The following is a 16,279-nucleotide window of genomic DNA, read 5'->3' as shown; positions in this document are numbered from 1 at the left end:
ACCGTCTCGAAACCACCGGACCGGACTCAACCACCGCTCAGGACGACGCGGCCCCGGTCGAGCACGGGGTCGCCGGTGGCGGCGAGGACGCGGAAGTCGGCGCCGTCCGGATCGCGCCAGGCCAGGAGGCGGAGGGTGTCGCCGGGGAGGACAGGCCGGGTGAAGCGGCCCGACATCGTGCGCAGGCGCGAGGCGTCCCCGCCGCACAGCTCGTTGACGAGCAGCCGCGCGGCGTAGCCGTAGGTGCACATGCCGTGCAGGATCGGCCGCTCGAAGCCCCCGCGCGCGGCGAAGGCGGGGTCGGAGTGGAGCGGGTTGCGGTCGCCGGTCAGTCGGTAGAGCAGCGCCTGGTCGGGCCGGGTCGCGAACTCCACCTCCACGTCGGGCACGCGCTCCGGGGCGGACCACGCCGCGGTCGGTCCGCGCTCCCCGCCGAACCCGCCCGCGCCGCCGAGGAACGCGCCGGTCCGGCTACTGGCCAGCAGCCGCTCGCTCCCTGGCTCCCGCAGCTCGGTCTCCGTCCACACCATGGCGTGCGGGTCCTTGTCCCACATCTGCGTCACCGTCGTGGTGACGACGGCCTCCCCCGCCGGCGGCAACGGGCCGGCCACCTCGACCTGCTGCTCGGCATGCACCGCTCGCGTCGGGTCGTAGTCGCCGATCTCCGGCATGCCGTCGCCGAACCCCAGCACCACCGCGAAGGTGGGGATCACCTGCTGCTCGGTGCCGGCGGTGTTCTCGGTCGTGAAGGCCAGCTCGGCCAGTGGATCGGCCTGGCCCGCGCCGACGGCGAGCGCGTAGAGCAGCGACTCCTTCGTGGTCCAGCGGACCGTGCGCGGCTCGCTCGCGCTGCCGATGAAGGTGGGGTCGAGCGGCATGGAACCTCCTGGACGGGAAGGGAGATGGGGCCGGGTCGTCAGACGGCGAGGCGGGTGCGCGGGCCGGCCTTGAGCACCCGCGACGGGAGCTCGCGACCCACCAGGCGCTGGGCGAGGTCGGCGACCTCGAGGAGCCGGTCGAGGTCGACGCCGGTCTCGACGCCGAGCTCGTCGAGGAGGTAGACCGCCTCCTCGGTGGCGATGTTGCCACTGGCGCCGGGGGCGTACGGGCAGCCGCCGAGTCCGCCCACGCTCGCGTCGAAGCGCTCGACGCCCAGCTCGAGCGCGGCGACCAGGTTGGCCATGCCGGTGCCCCGGGTGTCGTGGAAGTGCAGCGCGAGCGTGGCCTCCGGCGCCTGCTCCCGGAACCGGCCGACCAGCCGCCGGACCCGGGGCGGCGAGCCCATCCCCGTGGTGTCGCCGAAGCAGATGCTGTCGGCGCCGTCGCGATGGGCGCGGGCGGCGTACGACGCGACCAGGTCCTCGGGCACCTCGCCCTCGTAGGGGCAGCCGAACGCCGTCGCGACGATCACCTGACAGCTCGCCCCGGCCGCGTGGGCGACCTCGATGACCTCGGCGATCGCGTCGAGCGACTCCTCGGACGAGCGGTTGATGTTGCGCAGGTTGTGGGTCGCCGACGCCGAGACCACGACCTCGATGTCGGTGAAGCCGGCGTCGAGGGCCCGGTGCGCTCCGACCAGGTTGGGGACCAGCGCCGAGTAGCGGATCTCCGGCCGCCGGTCGACGGCGCCCCAGACCTCGGCCGCGTCGGCCATCTGCGGGATCGCTCGCGGGTGCACGTAGGAGACCGCCTCGATCTCGGTCAGTCCGGTGGTCCCCAGGGCGTCGATGAGCCGGACCTTGCCGTCGGTCGCGACCGGCGGCTCGTTCTGGAGCCCGTCGCGGGGGCCGACGTCGCGGAGGACGACGCGTGCCGGGACGTCGCTCATCAGAACCCGACCTCGATGGCCACCAGGGCGCGGTGCCGCGCTGGCGTGCCGTAGAGCGCCCGCTCGGCCGTCACGCGACGGAAGTGGTGGGAGACCTCGTGCTCCCACGTGAAGCCGATCCCGCCGTGCACCTGCACCGACTCGCGGAGCACGGCCATCGTCGCGTCGCCGCCCCGCGCCGCCGCGGCGGACGCCGCGAAGCGCCAGTCGGCGCTGCCCTCGGCGGCCGCCCCCAGGGCGGCTGCGATCGCGGCGGACGCCGTCTGCAGCTCGGCGTACATGTCGACGAGCTTGTGCTTGACGCTCTGGAACGACGCGACCGGGCGGCCGAACTGCTGGCGCTGCACGGAGTAGTCCCGCGCGAGCGCGAACGCCCGGCCCGCGGCACCGAGCGCGTCGACCGCCACCAGGAGCGCCCCGGTGAGCCACGCGTCGTGGAGGGCTGCCGGGACGTCGGAGCCGCCCGCGACGACCTCGACCTCGGCATCCCGCAGCTCGACGACCGCCAGCCCGCGACCGGGGTCGACGGCGCTCATCTCCTCGACGACGACACCGGGCGCGGCGGCGTCCACCCTGGCCAGCACGGGTCGACCGTCGGCGTCGACAGCCGGCAGGAGCAGCACGTCGGCGTGCGTGCCGCTGTCGACGAAGGTCTTGCGCCCGCGCGCCGTCGTCCGGCCGTCGACGACGCGGACCACGGTGGCGGCGTCGAGGGAGGAGCCGGCGTCGTCCTCGTGCAGCGCGGCCACGACGACCCGGCCGTCCTCGGCGATGCCGCGACGCAGGCCGCTGGCGTCATCGGGGTCGACCCGCCCGAGCAGGACGACGGCGACCCCCGCGGTCGCGACGAGCGGGCCGGACCACCCGCAGCGTCCCGCCTCGGAGACGGCCGCGGCGAGCTCGACGAGTGTCGCCCCCTGACCGCCGTGCTCCTCCTCGACGAGCAGCCCGGCGGCGCCGACCTCGGAGACCAGCGCGTCCCACAGCTCGGGGCGCACGGCGCCGCCGAGCCGGCTGACGTCGACCGGACTCCGGTGGTCCATGAAGCGCGCGAAGACCGGACTCAGCTCCGGGCTCAGGTCGGGTACGAGACCTGGCACGAGATCCTCCTCTGTAGAGCAAGCGCTTGCTATGTCGGCGCGGACCGGACGGACCGGCGGACCGGGTTCACTCAGGCCGCGGCGCGGATCCCGTCGACCAGGATCGCGGTCTGGATGGTGATGACCTGGTCGATGCTCACCCGTCCACGCGGGTTGAACCACCGGATCACGGCCTGGATGGCGCCCATGATCGTGCGGTACATCATCCGGGCGTCGATGTCGGACCGGATGACCCCGGCGTCGATGCCCTTCTGGATCGTGTCGAGCCAGACCTTCTCGATCTGGTGCTGGCGGTCGACGATGCCCTTCATCAGCCTGACGTAGTGCCAGTCGTTCTGCAGGATGGTGACGTGCTCGCGGTTGTCGACGAGGCCGCGCAGCGCCTGGGCGATCAGCCGCTCGAGGCCGTCCGTGGAGCCCTTCGCGTCCGCCACGGCGATGCCGTAGGCGCGGACCATCCGGTCGAGGTACTCGACCAGCACCTCCTCGACCATCGCCTCCTTGGAGTCGAAGTAGTAGTAGAGGCTCCCCGACAGCATGTCGGCCTCGTCGGCGATGTCACGCACGGTGGCGCTGGAGAAGCCCTTCTCGGCGAACACCTTCGCCGCGGAGCGCAGGATCAGCTCCTTGCGGGCCACCCCAGTCGGAGATCCGGTGGAACGCCGTCGGGTCGTGCTCACGCTGACCAGCCTTTCTGGCGCCTGTGGAGTTGCTCGGTCACCCTACTGGAAACCTGATCTCGTTCACGGCCTCTGGCCCGACACGATGGTGACGGCGCTGACGAGATCACCGGGACTGCCGCCCTGGTTCTGCACGAGCCCGAACTGCGGATCGGCCACCTGTCGGTCGCCGGCCTCACCGCGGAACTGCAGCCACATCTCGAAGAGCATCCGCAGTCCGCTCGCCCCGATCGGGTGACCGAAGCTCTTGAGGCCACCGTCGATGTTCACCGGCAGCGCGCCGTCGCGGTCGTAGCGGCCGTCCAGCACGTCGCGCCATGCCTTGCCGCGCTCGGAGAAGCCGAGCTCCTCCATCAGCACCATCTCGGTCGGCGTGAAGCAGTCGTGCACCTCGGCGAGCGAGATCTGGGTCGCGGGGTCGGTGATCCCGGCCTGCTCGTACGCCGCGCGCGCCGAGGCCGCCGACTCGGCCAGGTCAGAGTAGTCGTAGTCGCTGTCGTTGCGCCCGGTGCCGGAGCCGGCGTCGAGGGCGAGCGCGTGGACGTAGAGCGGCCGGTCGGTGTAGCGATGCGCGTCCTCGGCGCGGACGATGACGGCGGCCGCCGCACCGTCGGCGACACCCGAGCAGTCGAAGACGCTCAGCCGGCCGGCCAGCGTCGGCGCAGCGGCGATCGTCTCCTTCGGCGTCTCCTTGCGGAACTGCGCCCGCGGATTCAGCGCACCGTTGCTGTGGTTCTTCCAGGCGATGTGGGTCATCGCCTCCTTGATCTGCTCCTCCGGCACGCCGTAGCGGCGCGCGTAGGCCGGCACGATCATCGAGTACATCGCGGGCGCGCTGAGCACCGGCGGGGTCCCGTCGTTCGGCACGCTCGGCATCTCGAGGCCCGAGTAGCCGGCGTCCTTCAGCTTCTCCCCGCCGACGGCCATCACCACGTCGTACGCCCCGGAGGACACGGCGTAGCAGGCGTTGCGGAAGGCCTCGGACCCGGTGGCGCACATGTTCTCGACCCGGGTGACCGGCTTGTGGCTGATGTTGAGCGGCCGGGTCAGGGTGAGTCCGGAGACCCCCGAGATCATCGAGCCGAGCCAGAACGCGTCGACGTCCTGGACGTCGAGGCCGCCGGCCGAGACCAGGGCACCGTGCGTCGCCTCGACCAGGAGGTCGTCGACGTTGCGGTCCCACAGCTCCCCGAACTGGGTGCAGGCCATCCCCACGACGGCCACCGGGTTTGCGAGCGCGTGGCTCCCCATCAGTCCTCCTCCTCGTGCGGGCGCACCTTCCAGACATAGTTGCGCACCCCGTTGCCGGCGACGCTCGCCAGCCGGAACGTCGGGCGCACGCGGTCGCCGATCGCGAGCTCGACGCCGACGGCGTCGGTCATCTCGCACTCGAACCGGCCGCCGCCGTCGAAGTCGACCGCGACCACCCGAGCCGGAAGCTGCACCGACTCCGAGAGCCAGTCGTCAGTGAACGTCGCGATCCGACCGGTCACGTCGACCATCGACACCGACTCGAAGCCGTCGGTGGCCGAGCAGCGCAGGCAGACCCGTCGCGGCGGCAGGTTGCGGTAGCCGCAGGCGGTGCACTGGGCCGCGACGAACCCGAACTTCCACGCCGCGGTCCGGCGCGACGCCGGCGGCACCGGAGGCTTCACGTCCGGACGGCGCGCGGGCTCGCGCGGCAGCAGGCCGCGCCAGTTCAGGTAGTCGCCGTAGCCCACCGGCTGGCCACCCGCCAGGTCCGCGGCCAGCCCGCTTCGCGCGCCGCCGGCGTGCCGGTCGGTGACGACGAAGACGAAGGCGTCGGCGCCGTCGACTGCGGAGACCACCAGGATGTGGTCGCCCGGCACCGCGGCGTCGAGGGCGCCGGCGAGGCCGACGCCGAGGTCGGCGGCACCCGCGAAGCCCAGGCCGTACGCCTCGGCGCCGGCCAGCTGGGCCTCGTCGAAGCCGCGCCGGACGGTGGCCCGCGCTCGTGCGTGCGGGGTACTGAGGACGACGTGCTGGATCTGCTCGCGCTTGAGCTCGCAGCGGCCGAGCACGGTGTCGACGGCGCGCTCGACCAGGGGCACGTACTCCTCGACGCCGAAGCGCTCCTCCCAGGTGCGGGTGCGGACCTCGCCGGGCTCGCGCCAGCGGTCGAGGAACTCGCTCGTCAGGGAAGCGGTGCCGACCAGCTCGGCGACCGGCTCGGCGCCGACCACGAACGCCGCGGCGGCGTCCGCGCCGGCGGACTCGTCGGCCGACCCGGGCAGGCCGAGGCGCAGGTCGCTGGCGACGACGACCGCGGCGCCCGCGGCCAGGCCGGCGCGCAGGGCGCCCGCGCCGCCGCGCACGGCCCCGGAGACGTCGTACGCCGCGACCTCGACGGGCAGGCCGGCCGCGGCGGCGACCGTGGCCGCGTTGGACTTCTCCAGGTAGGCCGGTCGGCTGGTCGCGAACCACACCGACTCGACGGGGTGCGCCCCGCGCAGCGCCCGCCGGGTGGCCTCGACCGCCATCGTGGTCGAGTCCTCGTCATAGGAGGCGACCGGCCGGACACCCTTCCCTCGCCCGGCTGCCAGCACCCGGGCGATGTCGGCGCGATCAAGTCGCGGCGACGGCACATAGGCGGCGTACGACTCGATGCCGACCACGGGACCTCCGATCCTCTTTCAATCAAGCACTTGCTTTGCTATCTTAGGCGCGCCGTCAGGTCGGCGCAACCACGCACCGGCTCCCGCACCGCGATCGGAGGACGATGTCGAGCCTGAGCGAGGACGAGTTCCGCGACGAGGTGACGGAGGCGCTCAGCGCCTTCTCCAGCCGCCGGACGGCGTCCGGCTCCGGGTGGGGGGAGGGCGACGACCGGGTGTCGGTCGTCGCCGAGCGCTCCGAGGGCGAGGCCGAAGAGCTGGCCGAGCTGCGCCGCTACCGCTCCTTCCTCGCCGAGCGCGGACTGGCCTGGGTGGACGGGCCGCCCGAGCACGGCGGCCGCGGACTCCCGGCGTCGTACGTCGACCTGCTGCGCGAGCTCGAGGCCGAGTTCGACCTGCCCGACGACGCCTATCTCCGGTTCAGCGCCTCGACCCTGTGCCCGACGCTGCTCGCACATGGCACCGAGGCGCAGCAGCGCGAGCTGCTGCCACGGCTGCGCTCGGCCGAGCTGATCGCCTGCCAGCTCTACAGCGAGCCCGGCGCCGGGTCCGACCTCGCCGGCCTCTCGACCCGCGCCACCCGCGACGGTGACGGGTGGCGGATCACCGGACAGAAGGTCTGGAGCTCCGGCGCCCACTACAGCGACCTGGGGCTCTGCATCGCCCGCACCGACGCCGACAAGCCCAAGCACGCCGGCCTCACCACGTTCCTGGTCGACCTGGGCTCGCCCGGCATCGAGGTGCGCCCGATCCGCCAGCTCACCGGCGGTGCGTCGTTCGACGAGGTCTTCCTCTCCGACGTCTACGTGCCCGACGACCAGCGGGTCGGCGAGGTCGACGGCGGCTGGTCCGTCGTGGTCACCTCGCTGCTCAACGAGCGGTCCGCGATCGGCCGCGAGGTCGGCGTGGACGCGGCGCTCGTCGACCGGCTCGTCGACCTGGCCCGACACGTCCGCCAGCCGCTCGACGACCGGACCCGCGACCAGCTCGCCGACGTCGTCGTCCGGGCATGGGCGACCCGGCTCACGACCGCCCGCTTCCTCGAGGGCGGCGGGACCCCCGGGCCGGAGCTGGCCCTCACCAAGCTGCTCACCACCGACCTGCTCCGGCAGATGAGCGACGTCGCGGCCGACGTCCTCGAGGCCGCCCACGTCGCCGACAACGGCACCTGGGGCAGCTACGCCTGGTCGGAGCTGACCCTGGGCCTGCCCGGACTGCGCGTCGGCGGCGGCACCGACGAGATCCTCAAGAACGCCGTGGGAGAGCGGGTTCTCCAACTACCGAAGGATGCGCGATGAAGATCGACATGGGCATGATCGGCTCCTCCGCCGCGGCGTGCGGCCCGATCGCCGCGGACGCCGAGGAGCACGGCTTCGACGGCGTCTGGGCGAGCGAGAGCGTCACCGACGCCTTCCTCCAGTCGCAGGCCGCGCTGCTCTCGACCTCGCGGGTCTCCGTCGGCACGGCGATCGCGGTCGCCTTCGCCCGCAACCCGATGTCGGTCGCCTACCTCGCCTGGGACCTGGCGGCGATGTCGGGCGGCCGGTTCGTCCTCGGGCTCGGCAGCCAGATCCAGGCGCACGTCGAGCGGCGGTTCTCCATGGAGTGGAGCCCGCCGGTCGACCGGATGCGCGACTTCCTGCTGGCCCTCGACGCGATCTTCACGGCCTGGCGCGACGGCACCCGGCTCGACTACCAGGGCGAGCACTACCGGCACACGCTGATGACCCCGGTCTTCACCCCACACCACCACGAGCTGCCGATCCCGACGATGATCGCCGCGGTCGGCGCCCGGATGACCGAGCTCGGCGGCGAGCTGTGCGACGGGCTGCTGCTGCACGGCATGACCACCACGGCGTACCTCGACCAGGTCACGCTGCCCGCGGTCGAGCGCGGCCTCGCGACCTCCGGCCGCGGCCGCGATGAGCTGGAGCTGTACGTCCCGCTCTTCCTGGTGATGGGCGACACCGACGAGCAGTTCGAGGAGACGGCCCGCAAGACGCGCGAGCAGATCGCGTTCTACGCCTCCACGCCCGCCTACGTGAAGGTGCTGGAGAGCGTGGGCTACGAGAACCTCCAGCCCGAGCTCCAGTCGCTGTCGCGCGAGGGCCGCTGGAGCGAGATGGGCGACCTCATCGACCAGCGCCTGTACGACGAGATCGCCCTCACCGGCACGCCCGAGCAGATGCCGGCGCTGTGCCGGGAGCGCTTCGACGGCCGGGTCGACCGCATCTCGTCGTACTACGGCTGGCCGAGCGACGACCCCGACCGCCTGCGCGCGATCCTGGCCGGCTTCACCGACGAGTCCGCCCGCCCCGCCACCGAGGAGAACTCTCATGAGCCGATTGACGCCTGACGAGCTCGTCGCGAGGTCCGAGATCTGCGACACCCTGCACGCCTACAGCCGGGGCGTGGACCGGTGCGACATCGACCTGCTCGCCGACCTCTTCACGCTCGACGCCACCTTCGACTACGGCCACGGCAACGTGACCGCCGGCCGGGAGAGCCTGCGCGCTCTCTTCCGCCAGGCCACCGGCAAGTACACGGCGACCAGCCACCACGTGTCGACGGTCAGCTTCCTGCGGCTCGACGACGGGACGGCGAGCACGATCTCCTACGTCTACGCCTTCCACGAGAACTCCGACCAGGACCTCCACCTGCACGTGTGGGGCTGCTACGAGGACGAGCTCGTCGACGAGGGCGACCGCTGGCGGATCGCGGCCCGGCGGGTGCGGGTGGCCGGCACCAAGGCGACGGCGTCCGACGCGCTGCCCGAGCGGTTCGAGCGGTACCCGCGCCAGCGCGGCTGACGCCCCGGGCCCGGCCCTCCGGGTCGCCGGCGGAGCGTGACGCTCCCCTCGCCGCTGCGGTGTTCCCGATGCGCCCGTCCTGCGATACCGTACGATGTGTAGCAAGCGCTTGATTCACAGGAGGCCCGAAGACATGACCAGCACCGCCCCGAGCGAGACGCCCGACCTCGACTACCTGATCATCGGCGCCGGCGTGTGCGGCCTCTACCAGCTGCACCAGCTCCTCGAGGTCGGCGTCTCGGTGCGCGTCGTCGACTCCAACGCCGGGCTGGGCGGCACCTGGTACAACAACCGCTACCCGGGCTGCCGGTTCGACTCGGAGTCGTACACCTACCAGTACTCCTTCTCCGACGAGCTGCTCGCCGAGTGGGACTGGAAGGAGCGCTTCGCCTCGCAGGCCGAGACCCTCGCCTACCTCGAGTACGTCGCCGACAAGTTCGACCTCCGCCGGCACATCACGTTCAACGCGCGCGTGGCGCGGGCGGAGTGGGTCGAGGACGGCTGGTTCTGGCGCGTGACGCTGGCCGAGGGCGAGCAGATCCGGGCCCGGTTCGTGCTCTGCGCGATGGGCCTGCTGTCGGTGCCGACGTACCCGCGGGTCCCCGGCGTGGGCACGTTCGGCGGGGTCGAGACGCACACGTTCGACTGGCCGGAGGACCTCGACGTCACCGGCAAGCGGGTGATCGTGATCGGCACCGGCGCCAGCGGCGTCCAGGTGATCACCGACATCGCCGACCAGGTCGAGCAGCTGATCGTCCTGCAGCGGGACGCCAACTGGTGCGCACCGCTGGGCAACGGCCCGATCACGGCCGAGGAGATGGCGAAGCTGCGCGCGTCGTACGACGAGATCTTCGACTGGTGTCGCTCGACGCCGGCGGGGTTCATCCACCGGCCCGATCGCACGCTGTCGACCGACGTCACCCGCGAGGAGCGGCTGCGGCACTGGAACGACCTCTACGACAACGGTCAGGGCGCGTCGCTCTACATGGGCAACTACCGCGACACGATGATGGAGGCCGCGCCGAACCGCGAGCTGTCGGAGTTCGTCGCCGACCGGATCCGTCAGCGGGTGCACGACCCCGAGGTCGCGGAGCTGCTGATCCCGAAGGACCACGGCTTCGGCAACAAGCGGGTCGCCGGCGAGTCCGGCTTCTACGAGGTGTTCAACCAGCCGAACGTCGAGCTGGTCGACCTGATGGCCTACCCGATCAAGGAGGTCACCGAGACCGGGATCCGCCTCGACCTCGGCGACGGACGGGTGCGCGACCTGGAGGTGGACGTGATCGTCTACGCGACCGGGTTCGACGCCGTGACCGGCCCGTTCGACCGGATCGACTTCCGCGGCGTCGACGGCGTCCGGCTCAAGGACCAGTGGCGGGACGGGCCCGAGACCACGGTCGGCGTCCAGGCCACGAACTTCCCCAACCTGTTCATGCTCGTCGGGCCGCAGTCGGGGTCCGCGACGGCGAACTTCCCGCGCGGCATCGAGGACGTCGTGAACTGGATGACCGCGACCGTGCGCTACCTCGAGGAGCACGACATCGCGCGCTTCGAGGGCCGGCGCGAGGCCGAGATCGCGTGGGTCGACCACGTGCGCGAGATCAACAGCCTGCTGCTGCTCGCGCACTCGAAGTCCTGGTTCAACGGCCACAACATCAACCTCGACCGCGACGAGCGGCCGCGGGTGATGGTCTACCTCGGCGGCGCGCCGCGCTACCGCCGGCGGCTCCAGGAGGAGATCGACAACGGGTACCCGAGCTTCGAGCTGCGCAGCCGCGCCGACGCGGGCCGCGAGGCCGAGCTGCTTCGGGCCCGGCCCGGCACTCGCTGACCGGTCAGCGCGCCCACGCGGGCTCCCAGGTGCGCCCCTGGGGTGGGCGTCGATGGGCCATCAGGTGGTCGAGGAACGCCGCGAGCACCGGATGCGCGTTGTCCTCGCGCCAGACGATCGAGTGCGGGTAGACGGGCGTGGGGTCGACGATCGGGATCCGGCGCAGGTCGTACGCCTCGGGCCACAGGTAGCGAGTGCCCTCCCCGACGAAGGTGGCGAGCTCGGCGGACTCCGCCAGCTCGTCGAGGAGGACCTCGACGCCGAAGCTCGGTCCCATGGTGTCGATCCGGAGCCCGAAGGCCCGGCCGAGCTCGTCGTAGTACGCACCCCACTCCGTGTCGGCCTGCATCCCCGGCATCCAGATCCGGTGCCCGGCGAGGTCGGCCGGCCTCAGGCCGGTGGCGCCGGCGAGCGGGTGGCGCGGCCCGACCAGCAGCTGGTGCCGGTCGTCGATCACCCGCGTGGCCCGCACCGGGGACGGGACCTCGCCGCCCGGCACGGAGATCGCCCGGAAGGTCGCGTCGACGCTGCCGCCCACGACCGCGGCCACCGCGGCGTCGAGGTGGGCGTCGGGCAGAGTGACGACGTCGAGCTCGACGTCGGGGTGGCTCCGGTGGAACGCGTGCAGCGCGGTCGCCGGCGCCGTACGCCGGTTGAGGACGTCGACGCGCAGCGCTCGTCGTCCCGGTCGCACCGAGCCGACGGCTCGAGCGGCCACCCGGATCAGCTCGCGGGCGTGCGGCAGGAACGCCTGCCCGTCGACGCTCGGCTGCGTGCCCCTGCCCGAGCGCACGAGGAGCGAGACCCCAAGGGTGCGCTCCAGGGTCGCGACGCGCTTGGAGACGGCCTGCTGGCTGATGCCCAGGTCGTCCGCAGCCGCCTGGAACTGCCCCGCCTCGGCGACCGCCACGAACGTACGGACGCCCTCCAGATCCACGGCAGCACCCTAGTGAACAACCGGCGGTTGTGACGCTCCGCGATCGCGGTTGTTGGACCGGGAGGAGCGTCCCCTGGTCTCCTCTTCTCTCCGATAGTCCACGAAAGGAAGACATGAGCTTCGTCGAGAAGGTCCAGCGCGCGATCCGCCTGACCGAGGAGATCAACCAGCTCCGGTACGCCGATCAGGAGGCGATCCAGCGCGGCTGGAGCGAGCTGACCGGTCAGGAGGTCGACGAGACGCTCCACCTGATCCCGCCGGTCTACTCCGACCACGGCATCAACATCCGGATCGGCCGCAACGTGTTCGTCAACCAGGGCTGCCGCTTCAACGACATCGGTGGCATCGAGATCGGCGACGACGTGATGATAGGCCCGAACGTCAGCCTGATCACCTCGGGCCACCCGCTCGACCCCGAGCAGCGCCGCCGCGCGGTCACCTCGGCGCCGATCCGCATCGAGCGCAACGTCTGGCTCGGGGCGTCGTCCTTGGTGATGCAGGGCGTGACCGTCGGTGAGAACGCCGTCGTCGCGGCCGGCGCCGTCGTCACCCGAGACGTCCCGCCGAACACCCTGGTCGGCGGCGTACCGGCGTCTGTCATCCGCGAGATCGCGTAGGCGGCGGCTACCTCCTCGGCACGTACCGCGCAGGCGCGCTGCGAGGGTTCCCGCCGTCCGTGGGCGACTCACGCACCTGACGTTTCTGCTCCCGATCCGCAAATCCACGACACTGAGGTCAGGTACGACGAAACCCGGCAGGCGTCGCGCACAGGTCAGTTCGTCGCGTAGGCGAGCCAGGTGATGAACAGGAAGAGCGCGACGATCCCCGCCCCCAGTAGCACTGCGCACACGAACGCGATGACCTCGGCGCCCCTCTCGTCGTAGGCCCGTGCGGACTCGTGGTGGTACTCCGGCATCTGGTCAGCCATCTCTCGTCCCTCCATCGCGCGAGCGAGCGGCCCGCTGTCTCATTGGTACTCCCCCAACGGCGCGGCTGCCAGGCCCGAAAGGGGCCAACCGGGTCTCCCCCCTTCGGGTGGTCGCGCGAACACGCCCGCTGGTGCGATCCGCTTCCTGCGCGGCTGTGTCGAGTTGCCGACCACAGACAAGCAGATCTCGGCAGGAGCGGACGCTCAGGCGAACCGGACGTCCGGCCCGTAGATGTGGTCGCGGACGACCTCGTCATTGACGAGGACGTGATCGACCAGGCTCCAGAAGTCAGGAAGCAAGGGATGGCTCAGGGCTTGCTCGCGCGACAGCTTGCGTCCGAAGAGCGGCCCGTCGGCGAAGGCTTCGGCACCTGTCATCAACGACGCGCCGGGGTGTTCCTGGCCTTCGATCGGGCCGACCCGACAGCCGAAGGTGACGTGATCATCCGCGCCGTCCTCCCATGTCGGGCTGAACACGACATCGATGAAGACCTCGTGGCAGCCATGGTGATAACACGACGCGAAGTAGGCCGCGTGCGCATCTCCACCGCGATACACGTAGCCGGTCACCCGCTGGAACGCCTGCTCACAGTGGTCGCAGGCGTGGTGCGTGACGGTGGGATCCGCCTCTATCTCGAGCAACGACTCGTCGGACACGGGCCGACCGTACCCGCGACGAGGCGCGATCCCACTCCCGTTCGTCGGCAGAAGCGGCGCACGCGGGCAGATTCGAGCCGGCCTACAGGTCGACGATGCACGCGTCTCGGAAGCGGTTCGCCTAGGACCGGCGCGAGTGCCGGCCCGGCGCCTGTGGTCCGTGCTTCAGCCGATGAACAAGCTCTGTCCCGATCACGAGGACGGCCACTGGCGCGAGGAAGACGAGCACGACCACCCACAGAGTGCGCCGGGCCGGCTCGACACCGAGCGGGCCGGTGGCGATCGCGGCCGCAGCCAGCCACCAGGCGAGGCATCCGACGACACCGCCCACGCTCACGAGACCATGCCGAAGCCGACTCCACATCAGAGCGAAGTATGGCGCGAGCCTGCTCGGACGTCAGTCGATCGGCGTCCGGAGGCAACGCGCGCCGCGACGACACCACGGGCGTCGTGACGCGGCGCCGGCGACCTCACCGGGTCCCCCCGGCTCAGCCGGGGTAGCGGTGCGCGATCCACGTCCGGAGGCGCTCGGCGAGCCCGGCCAGGGCCGCGGCGGAGTCGCCGCGGGGGTCCCAGGCCGCGACCAGGCGGATCGTGAGGGGCTCGCCCCCGAGGTCGATCGCCAGCGGCACCAGGTCGAAGCGGGGGTCGTCGGAGACCACCGCGACGCCGCGCCCGGCCGCGGCGAGCGCCTGGGCGATGGTGCCGTTGGCTGCCTCGACCAGCGCGGTGTACGACGACCCGTGCGCGACGGCCGCGGCGTCGAGCGCCTCGCGGGCGGTGAACGTGGAGGGCAGCCCCACGAGCGGGCGCTCCAGCAGCTCGGCGAGTGGCACCCGGCCGCGCTCGGCCCAGGGGTCGCTCGCGGGCACGTAGGCCCAAACCGGGAGCACCGCCAGCTCGCGCGCGGCGTACGGCGGCGGAGGGCGCTGGGTGCCGATCGCGAGGTCGGCGCCGCCGCGCAGCATCTCGGCCGGGTCGAGGCCGTCGCCGGCGCGGGCGTCGACGACCGGGTCGTCGGTCGACATGGTGGCCACGAACGGGGAGACGACATCGGTCAGGGTCACCGTCGGCGCGGCGATCGTCAGCCGCTCCAGCCGGCCACTGCCGTGGAAGGCCGCCGAGGCCTGGAGCGCATCCGCTGCGTCGAGCAGCCGGCGCGCGCCGGGGAGCAGGGCCCGGCCCGTGCGGTTGAGGGCCAGCCGGCCCGCGCTGCGATCGAAGAGAGTGACGCCGAGGTCTTGCTCGAGCTGGCGCAGCTGGCGCGAGAGCGCGGGCTGGGTGACGTGCACGCGGGCCGCGGCACCACTGACGCTGCCGGCGTCGGCGGTCGCGACGAAGTACCGGACGTGCCGGAGCTGCAACGGTGCCCTCCCGGGATCATGCCTAAGAGGCATGGTGATGGATCAGAACAAGTATTGGACAGCATAGTCTCGCGGTTCCGACACTCGACGGGTGACGACCCTCGACGTACCCACCACCATCGAGCAGCGGCGGCTGCTCGTGACCCCGCTCCCCGGCCCGCGCTCGCGCGAGCTGATGTCCCGCAAGCAGGCCGCGGTCGCCGCCGGGGTCGGCACCACGATGCCGGTCTTCGCCGCCCGAGCGGCCGGCGGAATCGTCGTCGACGTCGACGGCAACCACCTCGTCGACCTCGGCTCCGGCATCGCAGTCACCACGGTCGGCAACAGCGCCCCGCGCGTGGTCGAGGCCGTGCAGGAGCAGGTCGCGGCGTTCACCCACACCTGCTTCATGATCACGCCCTACGAGGGGTACGTCGCGGTCGCCGAGGCGCTCAACCGGCTCACGCCCGGCGACCACGAGAAGCGCACGGCGCTCTTCAACTCCGGCGCCGAGGCCGTTGAGAACGCCGTGAAGATCGCCCGCGCCCACGCCGGCCGCCAGGCCGTCGTCGTCTTCGACCACGCCTACCACGGGCGCACCAACCTGACGATGGCGATGACCGCCAAGAGCATGCCGTACAAGCACGGCTTCGGGCCGTTCGCCAGCGAGGTCTACCGCGCCCCGCTCTCCTACCCCTTCCGCGACGGCGGCCTCGACGGCGAGACCGCCGCCGTGCGCGCGATCGACGTGATCGAGAAGCAGGTCGGCGCCGACAACCTCGCCGCCGTGGTGATCGAGCCGATCCAGGGCGAGGGCGGCTTCATCGAGCCGGCGCCGGGCTTCCTGCCCCGGCTCGCCGCGTGGTGCCGCGACCACGGTGTGGTCTTCGTCGCCGACGAGGTGCAGACCGGCTTCGCCCGCACCGGCGACCTCTTCGCCTGCGACCGCGAGGGCGTCGTGCCCGACCTGATCGTCACCGCCAAGGGCATCGCCGGCGGCCTCCCGCTGTCCGCGGTCACCGGCCGCGCCGAGATCATGGACGCCGCGCACGCCGGCGGCCTCGGCGGCACGTACGGCGGCAACCCGCTCGCCTGCGCGGCCGCCCTGGCCGCGATCGAGACCATCGAGGCCGAGGGCCTGGTCGACCGCGCCCGCGAGATCGAGGCGCTGATGCTCGACCGGCTGCGGGCACTCCAGGCGCGTGACCCACGGGTCGGCGAGGTGCGCGGTCGCGGCGCGATGATCGCCGTCGAGCTGGTCGAGACGGGCACCGACGTGCCGGACCCGGCGCTCGCGAAGGCGGTCGCGGCCGCCGCCCACCAGCAGGGCGTGATCGTGCTGACCTGCGGCACGCACGGCAACGTGCTGCGCTTCCTGCCGCCGCTGAGCATCTCCGACGAGCTGCTGCGCGACGGGCTGGACGTGCTGGACGCGGCGTTCTCGGCGACCACGGCGGGTGCCCGATGAGCGCGCGGCTGCTGCGGGCCGGCGGTGAGCCAGCAACCGGTCTGCGACAGCAGATGGTTGC

16 protein-coding genes are annotated in these 16,279 nt (G+C 72.2%); 6 read left to right on the top strand and 10 right to left on the bottom strand.

The window, feature by feature from the left end; translation table 11 throughout:
• Positions 1-26: 26 nt before the first annotated feature.
• The 6 genes from FHU40_RS12240 to FHU40_RS12215 all read right to left on the bottom strand — a co-directional run bounded on the left by FHU40_RS12240 (position 27) and on the right by FHU40_RS12215 (position 6,244).
• Positions 27-878 (bottom strand): MaoC/PaaZ C-terminal domain-containing protein, encoded by an 852-nt coding sequence (locus tag FHU40_RS12240; protein ID WP_183592609.1) that lies wholly within the window; start codon positions 876-878, stop codon positions 27-29.
• A 38-nt stretch (positions 879-916) separates the two neighbouring features.
• The gene (locus FHU40_RS12235) at positions 917-1,828 is read right to left on the bottom strand and encodes a hydroxymethylglutaryl-CoA lyase (RefSeq protein ID WP_183592608.1); all 912 of its coding nucleotides are present in this window, start codon (positions 1,826-1,828) and stop codon (positions 917-919) included.
• Entirely contained in the window at positions 1,828-2,928 is a 1,101-nt protein-coding gene (locus FHU40_RS12230) for an acyl-CoA dehydrogenase family protein (RefSeq protein WP_183592607.1), read from the bottom strand. The genes FHU40_RS12235 and FHU40_RS12230 overlap by 1 nt, the downstream gene beginning before the upstream one ends.
• A gap of 71 nt (positions 2,929-2,999) precedes the next feature.
• A complete protein-coding gene (locus tag FHU40_RS12225) occupies positions 3,000-3,608 on the bottom strand; it encodes a TetR/AcrR family transcriptional regulator (protein WP_183592606.1) in 609 nt (202 codons plus the stop codon).
• Positions 3,609-3,671: 63 nt separating this feature from the next.
• Positions 3,672-4,859 (bottom strand): acetyl-CoA acetyltransferase, encoded by a 1,188-nt coding sequence (locus FHU40_RS12220; RefSeq protein ID WP_183592605.1) that lies wholly within the window; start codon positions 4,857-4,859, stop codon positions 3,672-3,674.
• Positions 4,859-6,244 carry a zinc ribbon domain-containing protein gene (locus FHU40_RS12215; protein ID WP_183592604.1) on the bottom strand — a complete coding sequence of 462 codons (1,386 nt, stop codon included), beginning with the start codon at positions 6,242-6,244 and terminating at the stop codon, positions 4,859-4,861. Before FHU40_RS12215 ends, FHU40_RS12220 begins: the two co-directional genes overlap by 1 nt.
• A 104-nt stretch (positions 6,245-6,348) precedes the next feature.
• On the opposite strand from FHU40_RS12215, the gene FHU40_RS12210 reads away from it, so the two are divergent.
• The 4 genes from FHU40_RS12210 (at position 6,349) to FHU40_RS12195 (ending at position 10,885) form a co-directional block, all read left to right on the top strand.
• Positions 6,349-7,542, top strand: coding sequence for an acyl-CoA dehydrogenase family protein (locus FHU40_RS12210; RefSeq protein ID WP_183592603.1), 1,194 nt, complete (start codon positions 6,349-6,351; stop codon positions 7,540-7,542).
• On the top strand, positions 7,539-8,600 hold the full coding sequence (locus FHU40_RS12205; RefSeq protein ID WP_183592602.1) for a TIGR03617 family F420-dependent LLM class oxidoreductase: 1,062 nt from the start codon (positions 7,539-7,541) through the stop codon (positions 8,598-8,600). The genes FHU40_RS12210 and FHU40_RS12205 overlap by 4 nt, the downstream gene beginning before the upstream one ends.
• A complete protein-coding gene (locus tag FHU40_RS12200; RefSeq protein ID WP_183592601.1) occupies positions 8,581-9,054 on the top strand; it encodes a nuclear transport factor 2 family protein in 474 nt (157 codons plus the stop codon). The genes FHU40_RS12205 and FHU40_RS12200 overlap by 20 nt, the downstream gene beginning before the upstream one ends.
• Before the next feature lie 133 nt (positions 9,055-9,187).
• Positions 9,188-10,885, top strand: coding sequence for a flavin-containing monooxygenase (locus tag FHU40_RS12195; RefSeq protein WP_183592600.1), 1,698 nt, complete (start codon positions 9,188-9,190; stop codon positions 10,883-10,885).
• A gap of 4 nt (positions 10,886-10,889) precedes the next feature.
• Here FHU40_RS12195 and FHU40_RS12190 read toward each other — a convergent pair whose 3' ends face one another.
• On the bottom strand, positions 10,890-11,822 hold the full coding sequence (locus FHU40_RS12190) for a LysR family transcriptional regulator (RefSeq protein WP_183592599.1): 933 nt from the start codon (positions 11,820-11,822) through the stop codon (positions 10,890-10,892).
• A 113-nt stretch (positions 11,823-11,935) separates the two neighbouring features.
• Between FHU40_RS12190 and FHU40_RS12185 the strand changes: the two genes are divergently transcribed.
• Positions 11,936-12,439, top strand: coding sequence for a DapH/DapD/GlmU-related protein (locus tag FHU40_RS12185; protein ID WP_183592598.1), 504 nt, complete (start codon positions 11,936-11,938; stop codon positions 12,437-12,439).
• 155 nt (positions 12,440-12,594) lie between these two features.
• Here FHU40_RS12185 and FHU40_RS12180 read toward each other — a convergent pair whose 3' ends face one another.
• From FHU40_RS12180 to FHU40_RS12170, 3 genes are all read right to left on the bottom strand, one after another.
• Positions 12,595-12,750: a hypothetical protein gene (locus FHU40_RS12180; RefSeq protein ID WP_183592597.1), complete on the bottom strand. Its 156-nt coding sequence runs from the start codon at positions 12,748-12,750 to the stop codon at positions 12,595-12,597.
• A gap of 204 nt (positions 12,751-12,954) precedes the next feature.
• A complete protein-coding gene (locus FHU40_RS12175; RefSeq protein ID WP_183592596.1) occupies positions 12,955-13,407 on the bottom strand; it encodes a hypothetical protein in 453 nt (150 codons plus the stop codon).
• Between the two features lie 488 nt (positions 13,408-13,895).
• Positions 13,896-14,771 (bottom strand): LysR family transcriptional regulator, encoded by an 876-nt coding sequence (locus tag FHU40_RS12170; protein WP_183592595.1) that lies wholly within the window; start codon positions 14,769-14,771, stop codon positions 13,896-13,898.
• A 91-nt stretch (positions 14,772-14,862) separates the two neighbouring features.
• On the opposite strand from FHU40_RS12170, the gene gabT reads away from it, so the two are divergent.
• A complete protein-coding gene (gene gabT / locus FHU40_RS12165; protein ID WP_183592594.1) occupies positions 14,863-16,218 on the top strand; it encodes a 4-aminobutyrate--2-oxoglutarate transaminase in 1,356 nt (451 codons plus the stop codon).
• The last annotated feature ends 61 nt before the right edge of the window (positions 16,219-16,279 follow it).

The sequence above is a fragment of the Nocardioides soli genome (assembly GCF_014191495.1).
Classification (GTDB): domain Bacteria; phylum Actinomycetota; class Actinomycetes; order Propionibacteriales; family Nocardioidaceae; genus Nocardioides; species Nocardioides soli.
The sequence above is the reverse complement of the archived record's forward strand: the minus strand, read 5'-3'. Positions and strand labels throughout refer to the sequence as shown.